This is a genomic window from Achromobacter sp. B7 (assembly GCF_003600685.1).
GTDB classification, from domain to species: domain Bacteria; phylum Pseudomonadota; class Gammaproteobacteria; order Burkholderiales; family Burkholderiaceae_B; genus Achromobacter; species Achromobacter spanius_B.
This window is the reverse complement of sequence record NZ_CP032084.1, coordinates 4,833,620-4,858,454: the sequence shown is the minus strand read 5'-3', so window position 1 is coordinate 4,858,454 and position 24,835 is coordinate 4,833,620. Positions and strand designations below refer to the sequence as shown.

The window sequence follows — 24,835 nt, the reverse complement described above, 5'->3', positions numbered from 1 at the left end:
GAGCCGAACCGTGTTCGATACCGTTCTGATTGCCAACCGAGGCGAAATCGCCGTCCGCGCCATCCGCACCCTGAAGCGCCTGGGCATCCGCAGCGTGGCCGTGTATTCCGACCCTGACCGCAACGCCGCGCACGTGCGCGAAGCCGACGTGGCCGTGGCCCTGGGTGGGGAGAAAGCCGCCGACAGCTACCTGCGCATGGACCTGCTGCTGGCCGCCGCGCGCGAGCACGGCGCACAAGCCATCTACCCCGGCTATGGCTTCTTGTCGGAAAGCGCTGAATTCGCTGAGGCGTGCGAGGCGGCCGGCATCGCGTTCGTGGGCCCCACGCCCTTGCAGATTCGCGAGTTCGGCTTGAAGCACCGCTCGCGCGAACTGGCCGCCGAAGCGGGCGTGCCGATGACGCCGGGCACGGGCTTGCTGGCCAGCTTGGGCGAAGCCTTGTCGCAGGCCGAGCGCATCGGCTACCCCGTCATGCTCAAGAGCACGGCGGGCGGTGGCGGCATTGGCTTGTCGCGCTGCGAGAACGAAGCGGAACTGACCGTGGCGTTCGACAGCGTGCAGCGCATGGGCGAACATTTTTTCCGCGATGGCGGCGCGTTCATCGAACGCTATGTGGATAACGCGCGGCACGTGGAAGTGCAGATCTTCGGCGACGGCGCGGGCCGCGTGCTGGCGCTGGGCGAACGCGATTGCTCGGTGCAGCGGCGCAATCAGAAAGTGATCGAAGAAACGCCCGCGCCGCTGCTGCCGGCCGCAACGCGCGCGGCGCTGCTGGCCGCCGCCGTACAGCTGGGCGAGTCGGTGAACTACCGGTCCGCCGGCACGGTTGAATTCATCTACGACCCGGCGCGCGACAGTTTTTATTTCCTGGAAGTGAACACGCGTCTGCAAGTCGAACACCCCGTCACGGAAGCCGTCACGGGGCTGGACCTGGTGGAATGCATGCTGCGCGTGGCGGCAGGCGAAGCGCTGGACATCGCCGCGATGTCGCGCGCGCCGCAAGGGGCGTCCATCGAGGTGCGCCTGTATGCCGAAGACCCGTTGCGCCAATTCCAACCGTCGCCGGGCGTATTGACCGAAGTGTTCTTTCCCGAGGGCGTGCGCGTCGATGGCTGGGTGGCGACCGGCACCGAGGTGCCCGCGTTCTACGATCCGATGCTGGCCAAGCTAATTGTGCATGCGGACACGCGCGAAGCGGCCTTGGACAAGCTGGCCGACGCGCTGGGGCGCACGCGTCTGCACGGCATCGCCACCAACCTGGACTACCTGCGCCAGATCGTGGCCGACGAACGTTTCCGCGCGGGCAAGCTGTCTACGCGTTTCCTGGAGAGCTTTGCGTATCGGCCCGCCGCCATCGAAGTGCTGGAAGCGGGCACTTACACCAGCGTGCAGGATTATCCGGGCCGCACGGGCTACTGGGACATCGGCGTGCCGCCGTCCGGCCCGATGGACGACTACGCGTTCCGGCTGGCCAACCGCATCGTCGGCAACGCGCCGGACGCGGCGGGCATCGAGGCCACGCTGGTCGGCCCGACGCTGCGCTTTCATGGCGACACCATCGTGGCGTTGACGGGCGCCGAGTGCGCGGCCACGCTGGACGGCGAACCGGTGCCAATGTGGCAACCCATTGCCGTGCGTTCGGGCCAGGTGCTGGCCACCGGCCGCGCGCTGTCCGGTTGCCGCAGCTATCTGGCCGTGCGCAACGGCCTGGACGTGCCCGTCTACCTGGGCAGCCGCTCGACCTTTGCGCTGGGTCAGTTCGGCGGCCACGCTGGCCGCACGCTGCGTGTGGGCGACATGCTGGCCATCGTGCGTCCCGAGCTGGATGCGACGGCCACTGCGCCGCTGGCCGACCCCATGGCCGCGCCGGCCGACTTGATCCCCGCGTATGGCAATACCTGGGAAATCGGCGTGTTGTACGGCCCGCATGGCGCGCCGGATTTCTTCCAGCCCGAAGCGATGGACACGTTCTTCGCGGCGGATTGGGAAGTGCACTACAACTCGAACCGCCTGGGCGTGCGCCTGATCGGCCCCAAGCCCACCTGGGCGCGCGAGAACGGCGGCGAGGCGGGCTTGCACCCGTCCAACATCCACGATTGCGAATACGCCATCGGCAGCATCAACTTCACGGGCGACAGCCCCGTCATCCTGACGCGCGACGGCCCCAGCCTGGGCGGCTTCGTGTGCCCCGTGACCATCGCCAGCGCCGAGCTGTGGAAGGTGGGGCAGGTCAAGCCCGGCGACCGCATCCGCTTCGTGCGCATGGACTATCCGCGTGCGGTGGCGCTGCAAGCGGCGCAGGACCAAAGCGTGGCTGCGCTGTCGGGCGTGGCGCCCGCCGCGACCCAGCCCAGCCCCGTGCCGGCCACCGTGTCCGAGACCATCGTGGCGGCGCTGCCCGCCGAGAGCGCGCGCCCGTCAGTGTCGTACCGCCAGGCGGGCGACGGCTATCTGCTGCTGGAATACGGCGAGAACGTGCTGGACCTGGCGCTGCGCATGCGCATCCACCTGTTGATGGAAGCGCTGAACGCCGATCCGATTCACGGGGTGGAAGAGCTGTCGCCGGGCGTGCGCTCGTTGCAGATCCGTTATGACAGCCGTCAGATTTTGCAGGGCGCGCTGATCGAGCGACTGCTGAAGATCGAAGCGGGGCTGGCCGACGTGGCCACGCTGAAAGTGCCCACGCGCGTGGTCTACCTGCCGATGGCGTTCGAGGATACGGCCACGCTGGGCGCCGTGCAGCGCTACCAGGAAACCGTGCGCGCCAACGCGCCGTGGCTGCCGAACAATGTGGACTTCATCCAGCGCATCAACGGGCTGGCCAGCCGCAACGATGTGCGCGACATCGTGTTCGACGCCAGCTACCTCATCATGGGCTTGGGCGACGTGTACCTGGGCGCGCCGTGCGCCGTGCCGATCGACCCGCGACACCGCCTGCTGACGTCCAAGTACAACCCCGCGCGCACCCATACGGCCGAGGGCACGGTGGGCATCGGCGGCGTCTACATGTGCATCTACGGCATGGATTCGCCGGGCGGCTATCAGCTGGTTGGCCGCACCTTGCCGATCTGGAACAAGTTCCTGAAAAACCCCGTGTTCCAGGACGGCAAGCCGTGGCTGCTGCGCTTTTTCGATCAGGTGCGTTTCTACCCGGTGACCGAGGCAGAGCTGGACGTGTTGCGCGAAGACTTCCGCGAAGGGCGCGCCACGGTGCGCATCGAAGAGGAAGTCTTTGACTTCGCCGCGCACCAGCGCTTCCTGGCCGAGCAGGCCGACAGCATCGCCTTGTTCCAGACGCGTCAGAAAAGTGCGTTCGATGCCGAAGTGGCCTTGTGGAAAACGGAAGACGTGGCGGCCGAGCAACCTGCCGCGGCGCCCGAGCCCGAGGCCGACACCGCGCTGCGGGAGGGCGAACGCCTGGTCAGCGCCGACATGTGCGGCAACATCTGGAAGATACCCGTTCAGGTAGGGCAGAGCGTATCGGCCGGCGACACGCTGGTGGTCGTCGAAGCCATGAAGATGGAGCTGTCGGTCATCGCGCCCGCAGCGGGCACGGTCACGGCGATACGCTGCGTGCCGGGCAAGCCCGTCAACGCGGGCGACCCGCTGGTGGTGCTGGCCGAAGACGCCACTTGCACCGTGGCGGGATGATGCGGCTGGAATCCGTTCAGGTCAGCCCGGCGATCCGGCCCGCGCCGGCGCTGGCCGGATCGCTGGCCGACCAGGTGTACCAGCGCATCAAGGACGACCTGTTCGACTTTCGCATGCTGCCGGGCGAACGCTTTACCGAGGCCGATCTGGTGACGCGGCTGGGCGTCAGCCGCACGCCGGTGCGGCTGGGTCTGGCGCGCCTGGAGCGCGAAGGCTTCGTGCTGGCGCGCCCGCGCAGCGGCTGGCAGGTGCGGCCGTTTGATTTCGAACGCTTCGAGGCGCTGTACGACGTGCGCGTGGTGCTGGAGCAGGCAGCGGTGGACAAGCTATGCACGCGCGAGCCGATGGACGACTCCGGCATCCTGGGCGCGCTGAAAGACGTGTGGCTGGTGCCGCCGCCGCAGCGCATTCTGGATGGCCGCTTGGTGGCGCAGCTGGACGAGGCGTTTCATTGCTCGCTGGTAGCCGCCGCCGGCAACCCCGAGATGGCGCAGATACACCGCGACGTCACCGAGAAGATCCGCATCGTGCGGCGGCTGGATTTCACCAAGGATTTTCGGGTGGATGCCACCTACGACGAACACGCGGCGATCCTGCGCGCGGTGCTGGCAAGGCGCGGCGACGAGGCCGCGCGCATGCTGCGTTCGCATATCGAAATGAGCAAGGCGGAAGTGCGCAAGATCACGCTGCACATGCTGCATGAAGCGCGCCAGGGCGGGGGCTAGCCCTGCAACTGCCGGTAGACCTCTTGCGATACGCGTTGCAGTTCGTCGCGGCTGACCGCGCCGGACAGCGCATAGCCAAACTGGCCTTCCACCCAATAAAACACCCGGACCGGCCCTTCCTGCGTGAACTGGAAGGCGGTCTGCCCGCCCGCGGCTTCGCGCGTAACGTACAGCGTCAGGCGTTGCCCATCGGCCGCGCCGTACATGAATTGCGCCACGGGGCCTGAGCCGCCGGGCAGCAAGCGGCCGCCCACCAGTTCATAACCCGCCTGCGATAAGGACGGCGCGCGCACCGGCGCGCCCATGCGCTTGGTCAACCACGTGACCAGGCCTTTTTCGTTGTCGGCGCCCACTTCAACCGGGCGGCCCATGTCCGGCGCGTACACCGCGTGCGCGATGGCGGCGCGTTGGGCATAGCCGCCCGCCGCGCGTTCCGGGCTGGCGGTGGCCAATACCGTTTGCATGCGCTGCGCGTCCATCGCGCCGCGCGCCGTCCAGGCCGCGCCGGCGCTCACGGTGGCGATCAACACGCTGGCGGCCAGCGCGCGCCATGGGAACTGCCGCGCAGGCGCTTTCAAGGGCAGCCGCAAGGGCAGGGGTTCATCCAGCACCGGGTCCAGCAGCGCGTGCAGCGCGCGGCGCTGCGCCTGCCAGTCGGACACGCGGGTCTGGTCTTGCGGATGCGTGGCCAGGAAAGCGTCCACTTCGGCATGCCGCGCGGGCGGCAGCTGGCCATCCGCATAGGCATGCAGATCGGCTTCGGTGATGGGGCTGCCGGTGTTCGGAACCGGATGAAGGGATTTGTCGTTCATGTCATTTCACGCGATGCAGCCGGTTGACCGTGTCGCGACCCTGCATCAACGCGCCCAGCTTTTCACGGGCGCGTGACAGGCGCGACATGACGGTGCCCAGGGGCACGTCCAGCACCTGGGCCGTGTCCTGGTAGGACAGGTCTTCCACGCAAATCAGCAACAGCACTTCGCGCTGCTCGGGGGGCAAGGCTTGCAGGCAGCGGTCCAGATCACGTACCTCCAGATGGTCGGTCTGCGTGGCGCGCACCGGCGCGTCGGGCAAGTCGCCCGGCGCGGTCTGGTCGGCCCGCCGGTTGGTGGCGCGCACGCCGTCGATGAAGTGGTTGTGCATGATGCCGAACATCCAGGCGCGTAGCTCGCCGCGTTTTTGCCAGCGGGAAAAGCGGCTCCATGCGCGCTCCAACGTGTCCTGCACCAGGTCATCGGCCCGGTGCGGGTCGCCCGTCAGCCCGCGGGCGTAACGCCGCAGGCTGGGGATGCAGGCCAGGATCAGGGCCTCGTCGTCGGCGCGCATGGTCAAGCTGGGGCGGCGTCAGGCGCGGGTCAGGGCTTGATGACGTGCCAGACGTCCTTGAAGTTGTCGCCGGTCTTGTCGCCCGGCTTGGTGTCCTTGGCGTACAGGTAGACGGGCTTGCCCTTGTACGCCCATTGCTTGGAGCCGTCGTCGCGGGTGATGACGGTCAGATCGCCCATGGGCTTGGCGTCGGCGGGCGCGGCGACGGGCGGCCAGATCTTGGCGCACTGGTCGTTGCAGGCGCTTTTGCCCCCGCTGTCTTTGTCGAAGGTGTAGAGCGTCATGCCCGCGCTGTTGACCAGCATGCCGTCTTGCGTCTTGACGGCTTGGGCGTGGGCGCCGGCCGTGAACAGGGCGGCGGATCCAAGAACCAGGGCGGCGGCGATATGTTTACGCATGTTGAGCCTCGTACGATGTGGGGGAAGGGGTGACTGCCCACTACAGACGCCTGCCGTCGGGGCTTTATTCCAGGCGGGCAAAAAGAAATTGCATCGGTCGTTGCTGCAAGGGTCAGCCGGCCGGCCGGACCGCGCCGGGTTCGTAACGCATTTCATATTCCAGGTCGGTCTCCTTGACGCGGGTGAAGCCCAAAGCGGCGTACAGCCGCTGGGCGGGGTTGCTTTTGAGTACGTTCAGCGTCACGGGCGCGCCTTGCGCATCGGCCTGATCCAGGATGCTTTCCAGCAGGCGCCGGCCCAGGCCACGGCCCTGGAAGTCCGGCGCGATCTGGATCTGCACGATGTGCCAGCCGTCAGGGTCGCGGTAGTGCTTGAACAGGCCGGCGGGGCGGCCGTCCACCCAGACGATGTGCGCGTCGTCGAAGTGGTACTGGATGCGGGCCAGGTGGTCGGCGTCGGCCGTCGGCGCGCCGGCGCGTTCCAGGTGTTCCTGCATGGTGGCCTTGCGCAACGCCAGCAGAAAAGGCACGTCTTCTTCGGTGGCGGGCTGCAAGGCCAGGGAATGATCGGGGGCGCGGGGCGCTTGGGACGACTTCATGGGGCTTCGGGGTGATTTCAGGGCGGGGTGGGGGTTTTGCGTTTGGCCAGCTTGCCGGTCTGATGAATCAGGTTATAGAGCTGTTGGGCCGCCGGCGCCAGCGGCCGGCCGCGCCGCGCGATCAGGCCCAGCGTGCGCGTGACGCGTGGATGCTCCAGCTTGACGCTGGTCAGCGTGGCGTGGCCGGCCAGCGGCATCGCCAGCTCCGGCACCGCCGCCACGCCCAGCCCGGCTTCCACCAGGCCCAGCAGGGTCATCACGTGACTGACTTCGAACGCGCTGACGGTGCGCTTGCCGCTTTTGGCCAGCGCATCGTCGATCAGCAGGCGGTTGCCGCTTTCCTTGGCGACGGTCATGAAGCGTTCTTGCGACAGGTCTTCCCACGACACGCTGCGGCGAGTCGCCAGCGGATGGTCGCGCCGCACCGCCAGCACGAAGTCTTCGCGCAGCACCGCCTTGAAATCCACATCGGGTTCCTGCGTGCCGAAAAAGCTGATGCCGAAATCGGCGCGGCCCGTCACCACGCTGTTGAGCACGGTGTTGGCGGTTTCGTCGATGATGCGCACGCGGATGCGCGGGAAGCGTTCGGTGTAGTCGCGAATGACCGAGGGCAGGAAGTAATACGCCACGGAAGGCACGCAGGCCACGGTGACCAGGCCGCCGCGCTGCGCGGCCAGGTCGCCGATGCTGAGCACGGCGCTTTCCAGTTCATCGATGGCGCTGCGGGCGCGCTCCAGGAAGATGCGGCCCACCTGGGTCAGCGATACGCGGCGCGTGGTGCGTTCCAGCAGGCGCGCGCCCAGGATGCTTTCCAGCTTGTCGATGCGGCGGCTAAGCGCCGGCTGCGACAGGTGCAGGTCATCGGCCGCCGCGCGGAAGCTGGCGCGCTCGGCCACGGCCACGAACGCCTGTAATTCCTGTAAATCGAAATTGATGCGTGCCATGCATTAATCCATCCGTAAGTTGCAATTCACATCATAGCCAGGCCCGCGCAGAATGGCTTGCATGGAAACCATCATCCCTTGCGTCCTGATGCGCGGCGGCACGTCGCGCGGCCCCTTCTTCCTGAGCGACTGGTTGCCGGCTGACCCCGTGCAACGCGACCGCCTGCTGTTGATGGCCATGGGCTCGCCCCACGCGCTACAGATCGACGGCCTGGGCGGCGGCAACTCGCTGACCAGCAAGGTGGCCATCGTGTCGCGTTCGACCCGGCCCGACTGCGATATCGACTACCTGTTCGCGCAGGTGTCGGTGGAGAAGGCCAGCGTGGACACCCGCCCCAATTGCGGCAACATGCTGTCGGGCGCGGCGCCGTTCGCCATCGAGGAAGGCCTGGTCCAGGCGCAGGACGGCGTCACCTCGGTGCGGGTGCACAACGTCAATACCGGCGCCGTCATCGAAGCCGTGGTGCAAACCCCGGGCGGCCACCTGACTTACGAAGGCGATGCGCGCATTGACGGCGTGGCCGGGTCGGCGGCGCCCGTGCGGCTGAACTTCCTGGACGCCTGGGGCGCGGTCACCGGCCGCTTGTTTCCCACGGGCCGGCGGCAGGACACCGTGGATGGCGTGGCGGTCACCTTGATCGATGCGGCCATGCCGATGGTGCTGATGCAGGCCGCCGACTTTGGCCTGTCGGGCAGTGAAAGCGCCGCGCAGCTGGACGGCAACGCCGACCTGCTCCCGCGCATCGAGCGCATCCGGCTGCAAGCCGGCCTGCTCATGGGCCTGGGGGACGTCTCGAACAGCGTCATTCCGAAACCGGTGCTGGTGGCGCCGTCCGCAACCCAAGATGGGCTGGCATTGCAATCGCGTTATTTCACGCCGCGCGCCTGTCATCGGGCGCATGCCGCCACGGGCGCGGTGGGCGTCGCCAGCGCCTTCCTCATGCCCGGCACGGTGGCCCACGATTGTGGCGGGCCGCCGATACAGGCGGGGTATCGCAGCGTGCGTATCGAACACCCATCGGGCGCGATGAGCATCGATGTCGACCTGGACCCGGTCAGCGGCGTGGTGCGCAGGGCGGGCCTGGTGCGCACCGCGCGCAAGATCATGAAAGGGCAGTTGTACGTGCCCGGCCAGTACACCGATGCCCCCGTCTGCGTGGAGGAATCCCACGCAATGGCTTAGCCCGTTGATACCAGTCAACGGGTAATCCGGTCCGACAAAAAGGGCAAAACCGCCCCGGACCCTTGATCTTTCCCTACCGTCGAAGCGACCCGTGGCTATGACACAGAAGTGCCGCGCGACGACCCCTGAATCAGGAGACAACCATGAAGCACCCTCACGTCAAGACCGCCTGCGCGGCCGCCATGCTGTTTGCGTTCAGTGCGTATGCGCACGCCGAATTTCCCGAGCGTGCCATCACGCTGGTCGTCCCCACCGCGGCGGGGGGCGGCAACGACGTGCTGGCGCGCGTGGTGGGGCAGAAGATCGGCGAGCTGCTGGGCCAGACCGTCATCGTGGTGAACAAGCCCGGCGCGCAAGGGGCCATTGCGTCCGACTACGTGGCGCGTCAGCCGGCTGACGGCTACACGCTGATGCTGGGCTACATCGGCACGCACGGCATCAATCCCGCCATGCAGAAACTGAACTACGACCCCGTCAAGGACTTCACGCCAATCGGCATGGTGGCCGATTCGCCCACCATCATGGTCGTGTCCACGCGCATCCCGGTCAAAGACGTGGCGGCGCTGGTGAAGTACGGCCATGAGCATCCGGATGGCTTGAACTATGCATCGGCAGGCCCGGGCACCGCGCCGTCGGTGGCCGGCGAACTGTTCAATCAAGCTACCGGCACCACCATGCTGGACGTGCCGTACAAAGGCTCGGCGCCGGCGCTGACCGACACCTTGGGGGGCGTCACGCAGGTCATGTTTCCCAGCCTGTTCAGCGTGTACCCGCACCTGAAGTCGGGCATGATCCAGGCCCTGGCGGTGGCCGGGTCGACGCGCTCGGCGGCGTTGCCGGACTTGCCCACGCTGGCCGAAGCGGGCGTCAAGGGCGTGGACGTGCCGCAGTGGTACGCCATCTTTGCGCCCGCCAAGGCGGCGCCGTCGGTGGTGGTGACGCTGAACAAGGCGCTGAACCAGGCCTTGGCGGACCCGGCGGTGGCGCAGAAAATCGCGGAGCAAGGCGCCGAGGTGCGCCAGAGTACGCCGGCCGAATTGGGGGCGTTCGTGGAGAGCGAGGCACTGCGTTGGAAGCAGTTGCTGGGCAAGCGCAAGCTGGCTTCGGGCTGACGGCCGTTACGCCTGCATCAGCATCAGCCGGTCCGCGTCGAAGTTCTTCAAGTTCGGGAACACCAGACCCAGGTCGTCGCGGCCGGCGCCAAACCATGCGCCCAGCGAGGCGCCCAGTTGGTCCACCGCCAACGTGGGCAGCAAGCGGCCGTTGTCCACAAAGCCGGGGCCGTCCAGGGCGATCTCGGGGTGCGTACCGTAAAAGCGCCCGCCATTGACCGCCCCGCCCATGACCAGATGATGCGCGCCCCAGCCGTGGTCGGAACCATTGCCGTTGGACCCCAGTGTGCGGCCAAACTCCGACGCCGTGAAAGTGGTGACGCTTTCGGCCACGCCCATCGACGCCAAGGCCTGCTGGAACGTGGCCATGGCCTGGCCCAGCTCGCGCAACAGCGCGGGGTGGGTGTCATTCAAGCCGGTGTGATTGTCATAGCCGTTCTGCGACACAAAGAACACCTGGCGCCGCGCGCCCAGCGCCTGCCTCGCGCCGATGATGCGCGCCACGATCTTCAATTGCTGCGCCAGCGGCGACGCGAAATCACCCGGCACCGCGACGTCGGCCAACGCCGCGCGCAGCTGCGTGTCGGCATCGATGGACTGCGCGGCGATGCGCGATAGCTCGCGTTCCATCAGATGCTCGCGCGGCTGCGTGATCAGTTGGCGCAGCAGCGCCGTGCACGCGCTGGACCCGTACATATCGCGGTGCAGCAGATCAATGGACGTGGACCCGTTGATGCCGACCCGATAGCCCGCGACCTTGCGCCCGGCCAACAGCACCGTGCTGCCGCCCGCCGTGATGCCGGTGAACGTGCGCTGGGCGTTGGCGCTAGCAAACAGGTCGGTCAGCCGGCCGCCCCAGCCCGACGATGCCCCCTCGGGCGCGAGGGCCTGCCAGTAGGCCTGCTGGTCGTTATGCGAAAACAGCTTGGGCGGCAAGGGCACGCGCGCGCTGATGTATTCGGCCTTGGTCGTGGGCGCCACCAGCGGCCCCACGTTCAGTAACACGGCCAGGCGTCCGCTTTCGTACAGCGGGGCCAAGGGGGCCAGCGCGGGCGCCAGCGCAAATTGCGCACCGCCTGCGGCGGGTGCCTTGCCGCGCAAGACGGTGGCTTGCAACGCGTCGCGTGGCAGGGCGATGTCGCCGCGCGCGGCGGCGTAGGCGCGATAGGCGGGCGAGTCAAAGGGAACGATCGTGTTGTAGGGGTCGTTGCCGCCATACAGGAAGACGCATACCAGCGCCTTGTAGGAAGATGGCGACCCCGACCCCGATGCCGATGGCTCCGGCAGGGATTGCGCGGCCGCGGCACCCAGGGCCGCCAGGTTCAGCGCCAGCGGCGCGGCCGCACCCGTCGCCCCCAGCGCGCAGGCGCGAAGCAGGAAGGCGCGGCGGTCGGCGTCGTGGCTTCGTTTCATTTTTGCACCAGGTATTCGGGGCTGGCGGCCACCAGCATGATCGCGGCGCGCACGCGGTCGCGCGGCCGGTGGGCGGGCAGGGTAGCCACCGCTTGCGCGATGGCGCTGGCGGTTGTTGCGCTGAAGGCATCGCCCGCCAGCAACAGCACCACGCGCGCCACCAGCGCGTCGGGGTCGCGCGCCAAGGCAATTTCGGGCGCATACGATGTCTGCAAATCTTCCCAGCCGCGATCGGCGTAGACCGCCAGAAAATTCAGGTAGCCGGCAATGCTGGTCTCATCCGTGATCTGTAGTTCGGGCGCGACCAGATGCCGACGGGCCAACTCGGTGACGGGTGGCGTATAGCGCGGCCGAAAAAAGTTGAACACAGTGGCCGACCGCATCGGGCTTTGCGCCAGCCGTATCGTGTTGTCGGTGGTGTCCGGCATCGCCCACGCGCCATTGGTCGACGTGGCGCCGAACGCGCGCGCCCATCCCGAAAAGCGCAGGATGGGTTCGCGCACCTTGCCCCAGCCGGGGTTCGCCAGATCGGGGTTGCGCGCCTCCGGGTCCAGCAAGATGGCGCGCAGCACCGCCTTGAGGTTGCCGCGCGCGCCGCTGCCGTCGTCGTCAAACACGGCCGATACGCGCCGCACATACGCCGGGCTGGGGTTGCTGGTGACCAGCCGCTGTATCAGTTGCATGCCGATGAAAGGGCCCACGTTCGGATGCGCGCAAATGACGTCCATGGCGCGCTTGAGCGACAGATGCCCATCGGTGCCCGCGGGAATCACCGTGCCCAGGAAGCGCTTTTCCGCCATGGAGTGCTGCGCGTTGTTCAGCGCCATGGGGCGGCGATGAAATTGCACGTCGGTCTCGGGGCCGTTGATGTCCCAGCCGGTGAACACGCGCGCCAGCCCCTGCACATCGGCGTTGGTATAGGTTTCGACCGGCGCGCCGTTGACCTTCCTGACGGTACCATCGGGCTCCAGTTCCAGCAGCCCGATGCTGAACAGCTGCATGACCTCGCGCGCGTAGTTCTCGTCGGGATGGCGGCCGGTCTTGGGGTCTTCCTTGCGGTTGCCGCGATAGGTCAGCATGCAGCCCATCGACAGGTTCTTGGTCACGGCGGTCAGCAGCGCCTGGTAGCTGCCCAGCGCGTGCTCGGCCAGCAGGTCCATGAAGCCGGCCGCGCCGAACAGCGGCCACGAGGCGGTGATGGACTGCACGCCCACCACGAATATTTCCGACAACGCGAAGGCCATGCGCGTGCGCACCTGGTCTTCGGCGCTGATGAACTTGCGCCACAGCGTGGATTCCAGCGGCGCGTTGATGCCGTTGCCCTTGAATGCCTCGGTGTTTTTCTTCTGCTGTAGCAGCCAGTCGAAATGCGTTTGGGATGGCGGCATCGCCAACTGCGCGTCCAGCCACGCAGCGTAGCCGTCGCGCACCACGGCGTCGATCAGGGCGGGGGTGGGCCCGAACGTGGCCTGCGCCAGAAAGCGCGAGGCCTGGCCGGGGGTAACTGTCATCGCAAGCCTCTCATCGAATGCGAAAAACTACGGTACTGAACCGCGCGGCGCGCTTCAATACCGTCATTCGGACGAGAGGATTAATCCTTAAGCATGAGGCCCGGGCCGGGGCTCAGACCGAGCGCGTGATGCCGCCGTCGATACGGATGTTCTGGCCGGTGATGTAGGACGACGCGTCGGACGCCAGGAAGGCGATCAGGTCCGCCACTTCTTCGGCGGTGCCGTATCGGCCCATGGGGATGCGCGCGCGGCGGTCTTCCTTTTCGGGCAGGCTGTCGATAAAGCCAGGCAGCACGTTGTTCATGCGCACATTGTGTTCGGCGTATTCGTCGGAAAACACTTTGGTGAAGGCGGCCAGGCCGGCGCGGAACACGCCGGAGGTGGGGAACAGCGCTTCAGGTTCAAAGGTGGCGTACGTGGAGATATTGACGATGGCGCCGGACTGTTGCTGCTTCATCACCGGCGCCACCAGGCGCGCGATGCGCACGACGTTCAGCAGGTAGTACTCCATGCCCAGGTGCCAGTCTTCGTCGCTGATGGACAGAAGCGGGCCCTTGGGACCGTGGCCCGCGCTGTTGACCACCGCATCGACTCGGCCCCACTTTTGCAACGTGGTTTCCACCAGCCGGGCCAGGTCTTCGGGCGAGCGGTTCGAGCCGGTCACGCCCAGCCCGCCCAATTCACCCGCCAGGGATTCGCCCTTGCCGGACGACGACAAGATCGCGACGCGGTAGCCGTCGGCCGCCAATTTGCGCGCCGCCGCAGCGCCCATGCCACTGCCGCCCGCCGTCACGATCGCTACTTTTTCCGTGCTCATGCCTGCTCCCTGTCGGTGTGTACGAGAAAGCGGCCATTGTAGGGGGAACGCACCCAATGGAAACGGGCTGTCGCCCCGAAAGAATCGGGGGCGACAGCCCGTGTCGGCCGCGGCGTCAGGCGGGTCAGTCGACCAGCTTCAGGCTGCCTTTCATCAGCGCGAAGTGGCCGGGGAACGAGCAGAAGTAGGTGTAGTCGGTGCCGGCGGCCAGCTTGCTGACATCGAAGGTGACGGAGTCGGACTGCCCGCCGCCGATCACCTTGGTGTGCGCGATGACGCGCGCGTCGCCCTTTTTGACGTAGTCGTTGTCCAGGCCGGCGGCCATGCCGTCGTTGACGGCGCCCTGCATGTCGGCGGAGGTGGTCAGCACCCAGTTGTGGCCCATGACGTTCTTGGCCAGGTTGCCCGGGTGCTTGAGGTTCACGGTGAACTGCTTGCAGCTTTTGCTGACCGTGATTTCCTTCTTGTCGAACTGCATCTGGTCATTGCCGGCGATATCCACCGAGCATTCGGCAGCCAGGACCGGGGCGGATGCGGCAGCCAGGATCGCGGCCACGCAAAGTTTCTTGAACATCATTTCTTGCCTCCAACGTTTCACTACAAGCGGATTTCCGGCCTGCGCTTGCGCGCCGTGACCGGTTTCACGACATTCTGACTCCGCTACCGGCCAGAATGCCAACACCCGCGCAAGCGGGCTTGATGCAGCGCAAGCCAAGACGATTGAGTTGCGTGAAAGCGTGGCCGGTCAGGGCTTGGGGCTGACGCGCCAGATCACGTTGCCGACGTCATCGGCCACCAGCAAGTCGCCTTGGCCATCAATGGCGACCCCTACCGGGCGCCCCTGCGCCTGGCCGTCCTTGTTCAGAAACCCGGTCAGCACATCGCGTGCCGGGCCATTGGGCGCGTTATTTTCAAAGGGTACGAAGATGACTTTGTAGCCACTGCGCGGGTCGCGATTCCAGGAACCGTGCTGGCCGACAAACATGCCGCCGGCGTAGGGCGCGGGCAACCGCGCGGCGCCGGACCAGGCCAGCCCCAGCGAGGCGGTGTGCGGACCCAACGCATAGTCGGGCACGATGGCGCGCGCCACCAGGTCCGGGCGCGGCGGCGTGACCCGGGTGTCCACGTGCTGCCCGTAATAGCTGTAGGGCCATCCGTAGAAGCCGCCGTCTTTTACCGACGTCATGTAATCGGGAACCAGGTCGCTGCCCAGCTCGTCACGCTCGTTCACGGCCGTCCACAGTGTCTTGCCGTCGGGCGCCCAAGCCATGCCGACCGGGTTGCGCAGGCCCGTGGCGTAGAGCCGCTTGGTGCCGGTGGCCACATCGATTTCCCAGATGGCGGCGCGCCCCTCTTCGATGTCCATGCCGTTTTCCGCCACATTGCTGTTGGACCCGACCGACACGTACAGCTTGCTGCCGTCCGCGTTGGCGATCAGGTTCTTGGTCCAGTGGTGGTTGATGCCGGCGGGCAGGTCGGTGACGTGCACGCCGGGGGCCTGAATCTGCGTCTGGCCGGGCTGGTACGGAAAGCGCAGCACGGCGTCGGCGTTGGCCACGTAAAGCTGGTTGCCGACCAGCGCCATGCCGAAAGGCGAGTTCAGGTTTTGCAGCAGCACGCTGCGCGTTTCCGCCACGCCGTCGTGGTCGGCATCGCGCAGCAGGGTGATGCGATTGGCGCTGGGCGTCTTGGCGCCGGCGCGCTTCATGACGATGCCCGCCGCCCATTCCTTGATGCCGCCGCCCGCGCCTTCGGGCTTGGGCGGCGCGTTGGTTTCCGCGACCAGCACATCGCCGTTGGGCAGTACGTAAAGCCAGCGCGGATGGTCCAGGCCGCCGGCGTACGCGTTAACGGCCAGGCCGGCGGCGGCCACGGGCTGTGCGCCGTCGGACCAGCCGACGGCCTTTGCGGTGTTGACGGTGGGGATCAGCGTGGAGTTGGGCGCGGGCAGCGTCGGGTTCGGACCCATGCCGGATTCCACGGGCAGGGTGGCGATTTCACCGCAGGCGGCAAGCGTGGCCAGGGCGGCCATCGCGCCGATCGTCAGGCCGGCCTTCGCCAGGGGGCGCGCGGTACGCGGGGTGGGCATGATGCGACTCCAGGCTGTGGATTCGCATCATCATACCTAGCTGGGTGCGCCGGGCATCGGTTCGGCCCGGGCGGGGCCTCGGATTGCCGCTGCCACGAGGGATCGCGGCCGGGTCCGCGTAGCCATTCACTTCACCAGCGTGACCGGTACCTCGGCAAGTTGCAGCACCTGGTTGGCGACGGACCCCATCAGGATGTTGACCAGCGTACCGTGACCGCGAGTGCCCATCACGATGCGAGCGCAGTGCTGGTCGCGGGCGTATCCGGCGATCTCGGTGGCGGGGTGGCCAAACAGCACCTGGCTGGTGTGGTCGGTGCCCGTCGCGCCCAGCAGCTGCCGCGCATCTTGCGTGGCCTCCTGGCCCTCGCGGGCGTAGAACTGGTCGATCATGTCTTGCGTGATCAGGCGCGACACGCCGGCGCGGCCATGCGTGGGTGTCTGGACGTTGATCAGGTGGATGCGCGCGGACGCCGCGCCTTCGGCCAACTGACGGGCATAGAGCACTGCGCGGTTGGCATTGTCGGAGCCGTCGACCGGGACAAGGATGTTCAACATGGTTGCTCCTGTGTGCGTTACTTGACCAACGTGACGGGCAGGTCCGTCAGGTGCACAACGCGCGTGGCGATGGACCCCATGAACAGAGACGATACCGAGCCCAGGCCGCGCGAGCCCATGTAGATTTCGTCCGCATCGGATTCCGCCGCCACGCGGATGATGGTGTCGGCGGGTTCGCCGACTTCGATGCGCACGTCGAACGGCACGCCGGCTTTGGTGAGCAGGTCGCTGCTGGCCCGAAGCGCGGCGCGGGCTTCATCCCGGTGGTACGCATCAATGTCGGCTTGCGCCAGACCGCGTCCGATCTTGCCCGACTTGAGCGGAATCTGCACCGTCAGCAACTCGACGTGCGCGACGGGATCGTAAGCACGTGCCGCCAGCAAGGCTTGGACGGCGTGCAGCGCGGGCGGCGAGCCGTCGACGGGTATCAGGATGCGTTTCATGCGCGTCTCCTTGGGTGCGAGCCTGGGCAGGCGGATTTTTCTACTGTATTCGAATTATTCGCCGGTTTCGGGCCGGGGAAGATGCGCTGGATCAAGCGGGGCGCAGACAGGGAGTTTGCCGCGGTGCGGGATACTTGGGGTTTTTTCACCCCGATTTTTCGCCTGCAATGTCGACCGAGGGCCGCCGCTACCGCCAGCGCGCGGGAGTTTGAGCGACTGCCACGCCCGGCGCCCAAAGCCGGTCCGCCAGGGCGGCCACGGCCGGCGCATGGCCGGTCGTCTCCAGTTGGCAGATGGCGTGGGGGTGGTGGTCGGTGGCGGGGTCGCCACGGTCCGAGCGGCTTTGGTCCGAGGTGCCTTTGTCCAAGGTGCCTTTGTCCGAGGTGCCTTGGTCCGAGTCGTCGTTGTCCGAGCCGCCTTGGTTCGAGCGGTCTTTGTCCGAGCCGCCTTTGTCTGATCCGCCTTGGTCCGAGCCGCCTTGGTCCGGGACGGTCTTGCCCGGGTCGGCTGTGCCAGCGGCGCCAGAGCGCAACAGCCGGCGTTGCTGCAACTGGTGCTTGAGCCAGCGGGCGACGGGCGCGCCCGTTTCCAGCAACGGCACGCCAGGGCCGGCCGACGCCTGGATTGCGTCGCGCAAAAACGGAAAGTGGGTGCAGCCCAGCACCAGCACGTCGGCCCCGGCCGCGCGCAGTTCCTCGACGGGCGCGCGCACCGCCGCGTCCACCTCGGGGCCTGACAATTTGCCTTGTTCCACCAGCGCCACCCATTCGGGGCAGGGCCGCAATACGATGCGCACCTCCGGCGCCTCGCGCTGGACCAGCGTGGCGAACTTGGGGCTGGCCAACGTGCCGGTCGTGGCGAACACGCCGACCACGCCGCTATGCGTGAGATGCGCGGCCGGCTTGATGGCGGGCTCTACGCCGATGATGATCAGGTCGGGGTATCGCGCGCGCAGCGGCGCGATGGCGGCGGCGGTGGCGGTGTTGCATGCCACGACCATGGCCTTGGCCTGCCGCGAGACAAAATAGTCCGCCATGGCGTAGGCGCGCTGCAACACGAAGTCCTGGGTTTTGTCGCCATACGGCACGTGGGCCGAGTCGGCCACGTACAGCAAGGATTCATCGGGCAGGGCGTCACGAATGGCGCGCAACACGCTCAGGCCGCCAACGCCGGAATCGTATACGCCGATGAGGGAATCACAAGACATGGTGGCAACGCAAAAAGGAAAGACACGTGCCGCGCAGTGTAGCGCTGCGAGCAGGGCGTCCGGGCCGTGGTCCGGCCCGTCGTCCGGCCCCTAGTCCGAGTCCGATCCTGGACCTGTACCCGATCCCAGACCTGAAGCCGATCCTGTGCCCAAACCCGAACCCGAGCCCGAACCCGAGCCCGAACCCGAGCCCGAACCCGAACCCGAGCCCGAACCCGGAGCTGGCGCTGAACCCGAACCCGACTCCGCGCCTTCGAACCCGCCTTCGCCCGCGCCGACGCCGTCCGCGCGATGCCGGCGCACTTCGTCGATCAGCTTGCGGGTCGCGCCCGACAGCGGCGCATCGCGCCAGATCAGCTTCAGCGCGGCGCGCAGCGCCACCGGGCCGGTCACGTTGACGTACACCACGCCTTCGATGTTCACGCGCCGCAATGACGCGGGCACAAGCGACACGCCCAGCCCCGCCGCCACCAGGCTCAAGGTGGACAGCATGCGCGGCGCTTCCTGCACCACGCGTGGGCTGAAGCCCGACGCGCTGCATGCCGTGATGATGGCGTCGTACAGGCCCGGGCCGCTGTGCCGCCGATACAGAATCAGGGATTCCTCGGCCAGCTCGGACAGCGCGATCTGCTGTCGCGCGCGCCCCTTGACGGCGGGATGGTCGGCGGGAAAAGCGGCCAGCATGGTTTCTTCCAGCACCGTTTCCTCGGCCACGCCCGGCGTGCTGGCATACGCGCCGCGAATGAAGGCCACGTCGACCCGGCCTTCACTGACCGCGTCGCGCAGTTCGCCCGAGCTGCTTTCTTCCAGCACCAGCCGCACATTGGGCGCGCTTTCCCGAAAACGGCGGATGACCGACGGCACGAAGGGATGGAACGCCGCCGACCCGGTAAACCCCACCGTCAGCCGGCCGGCTTCGCCCTGCGAGACCCGGCGCACGCCGTCCACCGCCTGATCGACCAGCGCAAGAATGCTGCGCGCGTCTTCCTTCAAGGCACGGCCGCTTTCGGTGAGCTCCATGCCGCGCGGCAGGCGATGAAACAGGGTCACGCCAAGCTCCTGTTCCAACACGCGTATCTGTTGGCTCAGCGGGGGCTGGCGGATGCCAAGCCGTGCCGCGGCCTTGGTCAGGTGAGCTTCCTCGGCGACGGCCAGGAAGTAGCGCAGCAGGCGCAGGTCTACAGATGCCATATGCAGTGAATATGATTGGTTGCGTGGTCATATATTAGACATTATCCAAGCCGAAGAGTAGGCTGCGAGCCTTGATTTTCCGCTGTCGCCGCGCGCGTTTCGCGTGGTGAGAACGACGCGCCAGCCCTTGCCCCGCCGGCCTTGCCCCGGCCTACGACCCTATGAATGCAGCAGCCTTGACCCCCGACGCCGCCACGCGGCCGCCGCCCACTTGCGGGCAATTGTTCACCGGTTTCCTGATGCTTGGCCTGACCGCTTTCGGCGGCGCGTTGCCCCTGGCGCGCCGCATGGTCGTTGAAAAGCACGGCTGGTTGAGCGGCCCCGAATTCACCGACCTGCTGGGGCTGTGCCAGTTTCTGCCCGGCGGCAACATCATCAACCTGTCGGTGGCGCTGGGCATGAAGTTTCGCGGGCCGCGTGGCGCGTTCGCCGCCTTGATGGGGCTGATTCTTGCACCGTCGGCCATCGTCATTTTGCTGGGCATGGTGTACGACCGCTTTCAGAACGATCCGCATATCCAGCACCTGTTCGCCGGCCTGGCTGCGGCGGCGGCGGGGCTGCTGATTTCGATGGCGGTCAAGATCGGCGTGCCGGTCATCAAGCGCCGCGACTGGCTGGCGGGCGTGGTGGCAACGCTGTGCTTCGTGGCCGTGGCGGTGCTGCGCATTCCGCTGTTGCCCACCATGGCGGTGCTGACGCCGTTGAGCATTCTGCTGGTCTGGAGGCAACGTCGATGATCCACACACTGATTGCCCTGGCCCTGATCTTTTCCCAGCTATCGGTGCTGGCGTTCGGCGGCGGCAACACGATCCTGCCCGAGATGCAGCGCCAGGTCGTGGACGTGCACGGCTGGATGACGGCGGCCGACTTTTCGGCGCTGTTCGCGCTGGGGCAGGCCGCGCCGGGGCCGAACCTGATGGTGGTCACGCTGGTGGGCTGGCATGTGGCCGGTTGGTGGGGCATGTTGGTCACCACCATCGCCAAGTTCGGCCCGTCGTCGCTGATCACCATCGTGGCGCTGGGCTTGTGGGAACGCTTCAAGGACCGCCCATGGCGGGGCGTGATCCAGGCGGGTATTTTTCCCATGACGGTGGGGTTGGTCGCGGCCAGTGCGGCGCTGATCACCGAGGCGTCCGTGCACTCGTGGCTGCTGGCCGCGATCACCACCGTCGTGGCGGTACTGGGCAGCACCACGCGCGTTCACCCGCTATGGCTGTTGTTTGGCGGCGCGCTGGTGGGTTTGTTGGCGATCGGTTAGCGTAGGCGCTTGCCTAGCGCAGGAGCCCCCATGACCCAACCGAGTACGACCAAACCTCGGGTTGAAGAACCAAAGGACGGCGAACAAAAGGTTCGGACGGCGCAGCCCGACGAAGCGGATCGGGGCGATACCGATCGGGACAACGGTGAGCCGGACGACGCAGAGCCGGGCGAAGCCGAGCCCGACCACGCCAAGCCCGGCCACGCCAAGCCGAACGACGGCCACGGCGCCTCAGTTGAGCGCCTTCCCTTTTTTCACGCGCATCGACGCCTGATGTTGTGCGGCATGCTGTTCCTCGCGGTGGGCGGCGGCGCGTACGCGTGGGGGCGTTCAGTCAGCCTGGCGCTGTTGCTGGGCTTCGATGCCGCCGCGCTGGTGTTCCTGGTGCTGACGGCGCGGGTGTTCGGCAAGGCCAGCCCCGCCTCAATGCGCGTGCAGGCCCGGCAGCAGGACGTGGGCCGTTTCGGCGTGCTCTGGAGCAGCGTGGCCTTGTCCTGCATGGTGTTGATGGCGCTGTGGGTCGAACTGCACGGCGAAAGCAGCTCGGGCGGCGCACTGGATATCCTGGCGGCGGGCGCGACCATCGTGCTGTCGTGGCTCTACATGAACATGATTTTTGCGCTGCACTATGCGCATGGCTACTACGGCCATCGGACCGGCGCGCACAAGGGCCTGGATTTTCCCGGCACGCAGGAACCGGACTACTGGGACTTTGCGTATTTTGCGTTGGTGCTGGGCATGACGTTCCAGGTGTCAGACGTGCAGATCGTCAACCGCCGCGTGCGCCGCATGGCGTTGATGCACAGCGTGATCGCGTTCTTCTTCAACGTGTTCATCATCGCAATCAGCGTGAACGTGGCGGCGGGAAAAGCATAGCGAAAGCGGAGAGGGAATGCCCCCACGCGGCGCACGCTACGCGCGCTTGCTGCCCCCCGAGGGGGCGCCTCCCGCCTTGGGGCGGCCCGGCGGCGGGAGGGAATGCCCCCACGCGGCGCACGCTAGGCGTGCTTGCTGCCCCCTGAGGGGGCGTCTCCCGCCTTGGGGCGGCCCGCGCCGCAGGCGTCGGGGCCTTCGCGATCAGGCGGCGGCGCCCAATCTCCACAGCGAGGTGACTTCCTTTGAGCGCGCGGCGTACAGCGGGTCGCTGGGGTCTTTGGCGCGGGCGTGCGTGGGGCGGGTGTCCAGGCGTTCGATGACGCGCAGGCCGGCCGTGGCGATCATTTCAAGCAGCTGTTCGCGCGTGCGCAGGCCCAGGTGCTCGGCCAGGTCAGACAGGATCAGCCAGCCTTCGCCGTTGGGCGTCAGATGCGCCGGCAGCCCGTTCAAAAAGCCGCGCAGCATGCGGCTGTCGGGGTCGTACACGGCTTGCTCCACCGGCGAGCTGGGGCGCGCGGGCAACCACGGCGGGTTGCAGACCACCAGCGACACCCGGCCTTCGGGGAACAGGTCGGCGTCAACCACGTCGACCTGTTTGTCCAGGCCCAGTCGTTCCAGGTTTTCGCGGGCGCACGCCAACGCGCGCGGGTCCTGGTCGGTGGCGATGACGCGCTTGCCGCCTCGGCGTGCAATCACGGCCGCCAGCACGCCGGTGCCCGTGCCGATATCGAACGCCACGCTACCGCGCGGCATCGGCGTATTCGCCACCAGATCCACATACTCGCCACGCAGCGGCGAGAACACGCCGTAGTGCGGATGGATGCGGTTGTTCAAAGCGGGGATCTCAACGCCCTTCTTGCGCCATTCAAACGCGCCGATCAAGCCCAGCAGCTCGCGCAGCGACGCCACATAAGGCTCGTCGGCCGGGCCGTGCGCTTCTTCGCAGGCCTGGCGCGCATCGGGCGCGCGGCGCAGCGAAATGCCGTGGCCGGCGTCAAACGGAATCAGCAGCATGCCCAGGATGCGGGCGCGCTGCGATTGGATCTGGCGATGCTGGTTGAACGCTTCCAGCATGGTCTCGACCGGCTTGCGCGGGCGCTTGTCCACGCGCCGCGTCATGGCCAGCAGCAGCTGGCGGGCGTTCTGGAAATCTCCGCGCCACAGCAGGCCCGCGCCTTCGCACGCCTGGCGGTACGCCATGTCGGCGGTCAGTTTGTCGTCCACTACCACCACGCGCTTGGGCGGCGTTGCGCCGGTTTCAGAGCGCCAGCGGGCGGAATGGGGGACATCGTTTTCAACCCAGTGCAATTCGGGGGCGCTCAATGTGTCGCTCCAGCAAGGACGGGGGAAGGGGTAAGGATCATGGGGACCAATAAAAAAAGATAGGGCGCGGGCTGCCAATGTAGCAGCTTCGCGCCCCGGGGCGGGCGCGCGGCACGCCGGCCGCCGCGCGCAACACGCATCAGTGGAAAAGGACCACCGCCTTTTGCAACGTGATCCAGATCCCCCAGGCCAGCGGGATGCCCACGCAGGCCCAGGCAAACAGCACCAGCACGGCGGGTGTGCGGAACGTGGACGCGCCCACGCCGTGCGTTTCGGCGGCGGCCGCGCGCTCGTGCGCCAGCGCTTTTTCATGCGCCAGCTCGTCATCCGACATGAAGTACTTCGGATTGACCGGGCGTATCGCCAGATTGCACAGGAAGCCCAACACCAGCATGCCCGCCAGGATGTACATCGTGATGTCGTACACCTGCGCGCGCGGCACGCCGATCGACAGCTGGTATTCGCGGATATAGTTCACCAGCACCGGGCCGAAGATACCGGCCGCCGACCACGCCGTCAGCAGGCGACCGTGAATGGCGCCCACCATCTGCGTGCCGAACAGGTCCGCCAGATACGCCGGTACGGTGGCGAAGCCGCCGCCGTACATGGACAGAATCACGCAGAACGCGGCCACGAACAGCGCCAGCGCGCCGATGTGGGCCGTCCAGGGAATGGCGGCGTACAACACGAAGCCCAGCACGAAGAAGATCAGATACGTCATCTTGCGGCCCAGCTTGTCCGACAGGCTGGCCCAGAAGAAGCGGCCGCCGATGTTGAACAGGCTGAGCAGGCCCGTGAAACCGGCCGCAATGGCGGCGATGGCGGCCAGTTGATCCTTGTCCAGCTGGCCAAAGCCCAGTTCCGGCTTGTTGATCAGCCCGCCGCCGAACACCTCCTGCAACAGCGGCGACGCCATGCCCAGAATGCCGATGCCGGCCGTGACGTTCAGGCACAGCACCAGCCACACCAGCCAGAACTGCGGCACGCCCCAGACGCGCTTCACGTGCACGTGGCCCTTGGTGATCATGGCGTTGTTGGCATGCTTGGCCGGGGCGGTCCACCCTTGCGGCTTCCAGCCCGTGGGCGGCACGCGGTAACCCAGCGCACCCGACATCATGAACACGAAATACACCACGGCCATGGTCAGAAACGTTTGCCACACGCCCGGCGAGGTCGGCGTTGCGAAGTGGCGCATCAGCAAGTCGGCCAGCGGGGCGCCGATCATCGCGCCGCCGCCAAAGCCCATGATGGCCATGCCGGTGGCCATGCCGCGCCGGTCGGGAAACCACTTGATCAGCGTGCTGACGGGCGAGATATACCCCAGCCCCAGCCCGATGCCGCCGATGACTCCCGAGCCCAACCACAGCATCCACATCTGATGCAGGTACACGCCGATGGCGGAAATGACCAGGCCGCCGCACCAGCACACGGCCGACACCACGCCCGCCTTGCGCGGGCCGGCGCGTTCCAGCCAGCCGCCCCATAGCGCGGCCGAGCACCCCAGCAGCACGAAGAACAGGGTGTACATCCACCCCATGGTTGAAATTTTCCAGTCGCAGCTGGTGGTGAACAACTCGGCCACCAGGCTCATGTCGGCCGGGCAGGCCAGCGGCTTGGCGCCGCCCACCACTTTGGACAGCGGCAGCCAGAACACCGAAAAGCCATAGGCCATGCCGATGCACAGGTGGATGGCCAGGGCGGCCGGCGGCACCAGCCAGCGCGAGAAACCCGGCCCGGCGATGGTGCGTTCTTTATCAAAAAAGCCCGGCTTAGCGCCGGGCAGGTCCAAGGTGGCGGTGCTTTCCATGTAGTCTCCTCGATGGGTGCGGCTTTATCGCCGCTATGTTTTGTTTTGACTGCGGGTAAAGCGGTGGCGCCCGGCTAGTTCACGCGGGGCGCGGGCGTCAGGCGCTGGCGGTTCTGCGTGACCGCGTCCAGCACCAGCGGATGCAATTGTTCGTCGCCGGCATCGCCGTTTGGGGTGGCCGCCAGGAAGCCCAGCAGCTCGTTGCGCATGCGCGGTTCCCAGAACTTGTGGATATGGTTGGCCACGCCTTCCAGCGCTTCGTGGCGGTCCGGCATGGCGTCAAAGAACTGGCCGATGCGGTTGGCCATGCGGATCAGGTTGCCGATTTCCATTGCGAGTCAGGGTCCGGTTCAAGTGCGATTCAGGATGCGATTCAAGGTGCGATTCAAGGTGCGCTTCAACCCGCG

The 24,835-nt window shown here is 67.0% G+C and carries 23 protein-coding genes and 1 pseudogene; 7 read left to right on the top strand and 17 right to left on the bottom strand.

All coding sequences use genetic code 11. The annotated features are described in order from the left end of the window. Positions 1–10: 10 nt before the first annotated feature. Together uca and DVB37_RS22035 are read left to right on the top strand one after the other, a co-directional pair. Positions 11–3,652 carry an urea carboxylase gene (gene uca, locus DVB37_RS22040; protein WP_120156772.1) on the top strand — a complete coding sequence of 1,214 codons (3,642 nt, stop codon included), beginning with the start codon at positions 11–13 and terminating at the stop codon, positions 3,650–3,652. Continuing rightward, entirely contained in the window at positions 3,649–4,377 is a 729-nt protein-coding gene (locus DVB37_RS22035) for a GntR family transcriptional regulator (RefSeq protein WP_046805201.1), read from the top strand. Before uca ends, DVB37_RS22035 begins: the two co-directional genes overlap by 4 nt. On the opposite strand, the gene DVB37_RS22030 is transcribed toward DVB37_RS22035, so the two are convergent. The 5 genes from DVB37_RS22030 to DVB37_RS22010 form a co-directional block, all read right to left on the bottom strand. After that, positions 4,374–5,189: an anti-sigma factor gene (locus tag DVB37_RS22030; RefSeq protein WP_120156771.1), complete on the bottom strand. Its 816-nt coding sequence runs from the start codon at positions 5,187–5,189 to the stop codon at positions 4,374–4,376. The two genes, DVB37_RS22035 and DVB37_RS22030, sit on opposite strands and share 4 nt — an antisense overlap. Before the next feature lies 1 nt (position 5,190). Continuing rightward, a complete protein-coding gene (locus tag DVB37_RS22025) occupies positions 5,191–5,703 on the bottom strand; it encodes an RNA polymerase sigma factor (protein WP_046805248.1) in 513 nt (170 codons plus the stop codon). A gap of 29 nt (positions 5,704–5,732) precedes the next feature. After that, on the bottom strand, positions 5,733–6,101 hold the full coding sequence (locus DVB37_RS22020) for a lipoprotein (protein ID WP_046805203.1): 369 nt from the start codon (positions 6,099–6,101) through the stop codon (positions 5,733–5,735). Positions 6,102–6,213: 112 nt separating this feature from the next. Then, on the bottom strand, positions 6,214–6,699 hold the full coding sequence (locus DVB37_RS22015; protein WP_104145584.1) for a GNAT family N-acetyltransferase: 486 nt from the start codon (positions 6,697–6,699) through the stop codon (positions 6,214–6,216). 17 nt (positions 6,700–6,716) lie between these two features. Beyond that, the gene (locus DVB37_RS22010) at positions 6,717–7,643 is read right to left on the bottom strand and encodes a LysR family transcriptional regulator (protein ID WP_120156770.1); all 927 of its coding nucleotides are present in this window, start codon (positions 7,641–7,643) and stop codon (positions 6,717–6,719) included. 61 nt (positions 7,644–7,704) lie between these two features. Between DVB37_RS22010 and DVB37_RS22005 the strand changes: the two genes are divergently transcribed. Both DVB37_RS22005 and DVB37_RS22000 read left to right on the top strand, forming a co-directional pair. After that, on the top strand, positions 7,705–8,826 hold the full coding sequence (locus tag DVB37_RS22005; protein WP_120156769.1) for a 4-oxalomesaconate tautomerase: 1,122 nt from the start codon (positions 7,705–7,707) through the stop codon (positions 8,824–8,826). Positions 8,827–8,969: 143 nt separating this feature from the next. Continuing rightward, positions 8,970–9,938 carry a tripartite tricarboxylate transporter substrate binding protein gene (locus tag DVB37_RS22000; RefSeq protein ID WP_120156768.1) on the top strand — a complete coding sequence of 323 codons (969 nt, stop codon included), beginning with the start codon at positions 8,970–8,972 and terminating at the stop codon, positions 9,936–9,938. A gap of 6 nt (positions 9,939–9,944) precedes the next feature. Here the strand turns inward: DVB37_RS22000 and DVB37_RS21995 are convergent, their stop codons facing one another. The 9 genes and pseudogenes from DVB37_RS21995 to DVB37_RS21955 form a co-directional block, all read right to left on the bottom strand. Then, positions 9,945–11,351, bottom strand: coding sequence for a DUF1501 domain-containing protein (locus tag DVB37_RS21995; protein ID WP_120156767.1), 1,407 nt, complete (start codon positions 11,349–11,351; stop codon positions 9,945–9,947). Continuing rightward, positions 11,348–12,862: a DUF1800 family protein gene (locus DVB37_RS21990; RefSeq protein WP_120156766.1), complete on the bottom strand. Its 1,515-nt coding sequence runs from the start codon at positions 12,860–12,862 to the stop codon at positions 11,348–11,350. The genes DVB37_RS21995 and DVB37_RS21990 overlap by 4 nt, the downstream gene beginning before the upstream one ends. A gap of 112 nt (positions 12,863–12,974) precedes the next feature. Then, positions 12,975–13,679: an SDR family oxidoreductase gene (locus DVB37_RS21985; protein ID WP_104145578.1), complete on the bottom strand. Its 705-nt coding sequence runs from the start codon at positions 13,677–13,679 to the stop codon at positions 12,975–12,977. A 124-nt stretch (positions 13,680–13,803) separates the two neighbouring features. Then, on the bottom strand, positions 13,804–14,253 hold the full coding sequence (gene azu, locus DVB37_RS21980; RefSeq protein ID WP_046805249.1) for an azurin: 450 nt from the start codon (positions 14,251–14,253) through the stop codon (positions 13,804–13,806). A 171-nt stretch (positions 14,254–14,424) separates the two neighbouring features. Further along, positions 14,425–15,768, bottom strand: a complete 1,344-nt coding sequence (locus DVB37_RS21975; RefSeq protein WP_205571581.1) for a sorbosone dehydrogenase family protein — start codon at positions 15,766–15,768, stop codon at positions 14,425–14,427. A gap of 126 nt (positions 15,769–15,894) precedes the next feature. Continuing rightward, positions 15,895–16,323: a universal stress protein gene (locus tag DVB37_RS21970; protein ID WP_046805211.1), complete on the bottom strand. Its 429-nt coding sequence runs from the start codon at positions 16,321–16,323 to the stop codon at positions 15,895–15,897. A gap of 17 nt (positions 16,324–16,340) precedes the next feature. Continuing rightward, on the bottom strand, positions 16,341–16,766 hold the full coding sequence (locus DVB37_RS21965; RefSeq protein ID WP_120156765.1) for a universal stress protein: 426 nt from the start codon (positions 16,764–16,766) through the stop codon (positions 16,341–16,343). Positions 16,767–16,953: 187 nt separating this feature from the next. Beyond that, on the bottom strand, positions 16,954–17,973 hold the full coding sequence (gene murI / locus DVB37_RS21960) for a glutamate racemase (RefSeq protein ID WP_240433955.1): 1,020 nt from the start codon (positions 17,971–17,973) through the stop codon (positions 16,954–16,956). Positions 17,974–18,249: 276 nt separating this feature from the next. Next, positions 18,250–19,164: pseudogene (locus DVB37_RS21955) on the bottom strand (LysR family transcriptional regulator); the annotation flags it as partial. A gap of 161 nt (positions 19,165–19,325) precedes the next feature. On the opposite strand from DVB37_RS21955, the gene DVB37_RS21950 reads away from it, so the two are divergent. The 3 genes from DVB37_RS21950 to DVB37_RS21940 are packed head-to-tail and all read left to right on the top strand — an operon-like array spanning position 19,326 to position 21,298. Beyond that, positions 19,326–19,901: a chromate transporter gene (locus tag DVB37_RS21950; RefSeq protein WP_046805213.1), complete on the top strand. Its 576-nt coding sequence runs from the start codon at positions 19,326–19,328 to the stop codon at positions 19,899–19,901. Further along, positions 19,898–20,422: a chromate transporter gene (locus DVB37_RS21945; RefSeq protein WP_120156764.1), complete on the top strand. Its 525-nt coding sequence runs from the start codon at positions 19,898–19,900 to the stop codon at positions 20,420–20,422. Before DVB37_RS21950 ends, DVB37_RS21945 begins: the two co-directional genes overlap by 4 nt. A 30-nt stretch (positions 20,423–20,452) precedes the next feature. Next, on the top strand, positions 20,453–21,298 hold the full coding sequence (locus DVB37_RS21940) for a DUF1345 domain-containing protein (protein WP_240433954.1): 846 nt from the start codon (positions 20,453–20,455) through the stop codon (positions 21,296–21,298). Between the two features lie 201 nt (positions 21,299–21,499). Here DVB37_RS21940 and DVB37_RS21935 read toward each other — a convergent pair whose 3' ends face one another. The 3 genes from DVB37_RS21935 to DVB37_RS21925 form a co-directional block, all read right to left on the bottom strand. After that, positions 21,500–22,621 (bottom strand): class I SAM-dependent methyltransferase, encoded by a 1,122-nt coding sequence (locus tag DVB37_RS21935; protein WP_120156763.1) that lies wholly within the window; start codon positions 22,619–22,621, stop codon positions 21,500–21,502. A gap of 139 nt (positions 22,622–22,760) precedes the next feature. Continuing rightward, positions 22,761–24,428 (bottom strand): OFA family MFS transporter, encoded by a 1,668-nt coding sequence (locus DVB37_RS21930; protein ID WP_046805216.1) that lies wholly within the window; start codon positions 24,426–24,428, stop codon positions 22,761–22,763. Between the two features lie 74 nt (positions 24,429–24,502). Next, positions 24,503–24,760 (bottom strand): formate dehydrogenase subunit delta, encoded by a 258-nt coding sequence (locus tag DVB37_RS21925; RefSeq protein WP_120156762.1) that lies wholly within the window; start codon positions 24,758–24,760, stop codon positions 24,503–24,505. Positions 24,761–24,835: the final 75 nt, after the last annotated feature.

Bases quoted from the DNA above. Each gene is read 5' to 3' on its own strand.
- DVB37_RS22015 (WP_104145584.1), bottom strand. From the start codon at position 6,699: ATGAAGTCGTCCCAAGCGCCCCGCGCCCCCGATCATTCCCTGGCCTTG.
- DVB37_RS22020 (WP_046805203.1), bottom strand. From the start codon at position 6,101: ATGCGTAAACATATCGCCGCCGCCCTGGTTCTTGGATCCGCCGCCCTG.
- DVB37_RS21965 (WP_120156765.1), bottom strand. From the start codon at position 16,766: ATGAAACGCATCCTGATACCCGTCGACGGCTCGCCGCCCGCGCTGCAC.
- DVB37_RS22025 (WP_046805248.1), bottom strand. From the start codon at position 5,703: ATGCGCGCCGACGACGAGGCCCTGATCCTGGCCTGCATCCCCAGCCTG.
- DVB37_RS21945 (WP_120156764.1), top strand. From the start codon at position 19,898: ATGATCCACACACTGATTGCCCTGGCCCTGATCTTTTCCCAGCTATCG.
- DVB37_RS21985 (WP_104145578.1), bottom strand. From the start codon at position 13,679: ATGAGCACGGAAAAAGTAGCGATCGTGACGGCGGGCGGCAGTGGCATG.
- DVB37_RS22035 (WP_046805201.1), top strand. From the start codon at position 3,649: ATGATGCGGCTGGAATCCGTTCAGGTCAGCCCGGCGATCCGGCCCGCG.
- DVB37_RS22030 (WP_120156771.1), bottom strand. From the start codon at position 5,189: ATGAACGACAAATCCCTTCATCCGGTTCCGAACACCGGCAGCCCCATC.
- DVB37_RS21970 (WP_046805211.1), bottom strand. From the start codon at position 16,323: ATGTTGAACATCCTTGTCCCGGTCGACGGCTCCGACAATGCCAACCGC.
- DVB37_RS21975 (WP_205571581.1), bottom strand. From the start codon at position 15,768: ATGCCCACCCCGCGTACCGCGCGCCCCCTGGCGAAGGCCGGCCTGACG.
- azu (WP_046805249.1), bottom strand. From the start codon at position 14,253: ATGTTCAAGAAACTTTGCGTGGCCGCGATCCTGGCTGCCGCATCCGCC.
- DVB37_RS21990 (WP_120156766.1), bottom strand. From the start codon at position 12,862: ATGACAGTTACCCCCGGCCAGGCCTCGCGCTTTCTGGCGCAGGCCACG.
- DVB37_RS21995 (WP_120156767.1), bottom strand. From the start codon at position 11,351: ATGAAACGAAGCCACGACGCCGACCGCCGCGCCTTCCTGCTTCGCGCC.
- DVB37_RS21950 (WP_046805213.1), top strand. From the start codon at position 19,326: ATGAATGCAGCAGCCTTGACCCCCGACGCCGCCACGCGGCCGCCGCCC.
- DVB37_RS21940 (WP_240433954.1), top strand. From the start codon at position 20,453: ATGACCCAACCGAGTACGACCAAACCTCGGGTTGAAGAACCAAAGGAC.
- murI (WP_240433955.1), bottom strand. From the start codon at position 17,973: ATGTCTTGTGATTCCCTCATCGGCGTATACGATTCCGGCGTTGGCGGC.
- DVB37_RS22010 (WP_120156770.1), bottom strand. From the start codon at position 7,643: ATGGCACGCATCAATTTCGATTTACAGGAATTACAGGCGTTCGTGGCC.
- DVB37_RS22000 (WP_120156768.1), top strand. From the start codon at position 8,970: ATGAAGCACCCTCACGTCAAGACCGCCTGCGCGGCCGCCATGCTGTTT.
- DVB37_RS22005 (WP_120156769.1), top strand. From the start codon at position 7,705: ATGGAAACCATCATCCCTTGCGTCCTGATGCGCGGCGGCACGTCGCGC.
- DVB37_RS21925 (WP_120156762.1), bottom strand. From the start codon at position 24,760: ATGGAAATCGGCAACCTGATCCGCATGGCCAACCGCATCGGCCAGTTC.
- DVB37_RS21930 (WP_046805216.1), bottom strand. From the start codon at position 24,428: ATGGAAAGCACCGCCACCTTGGACCTGCCCGGCGCTAAGCCGGGCTTT.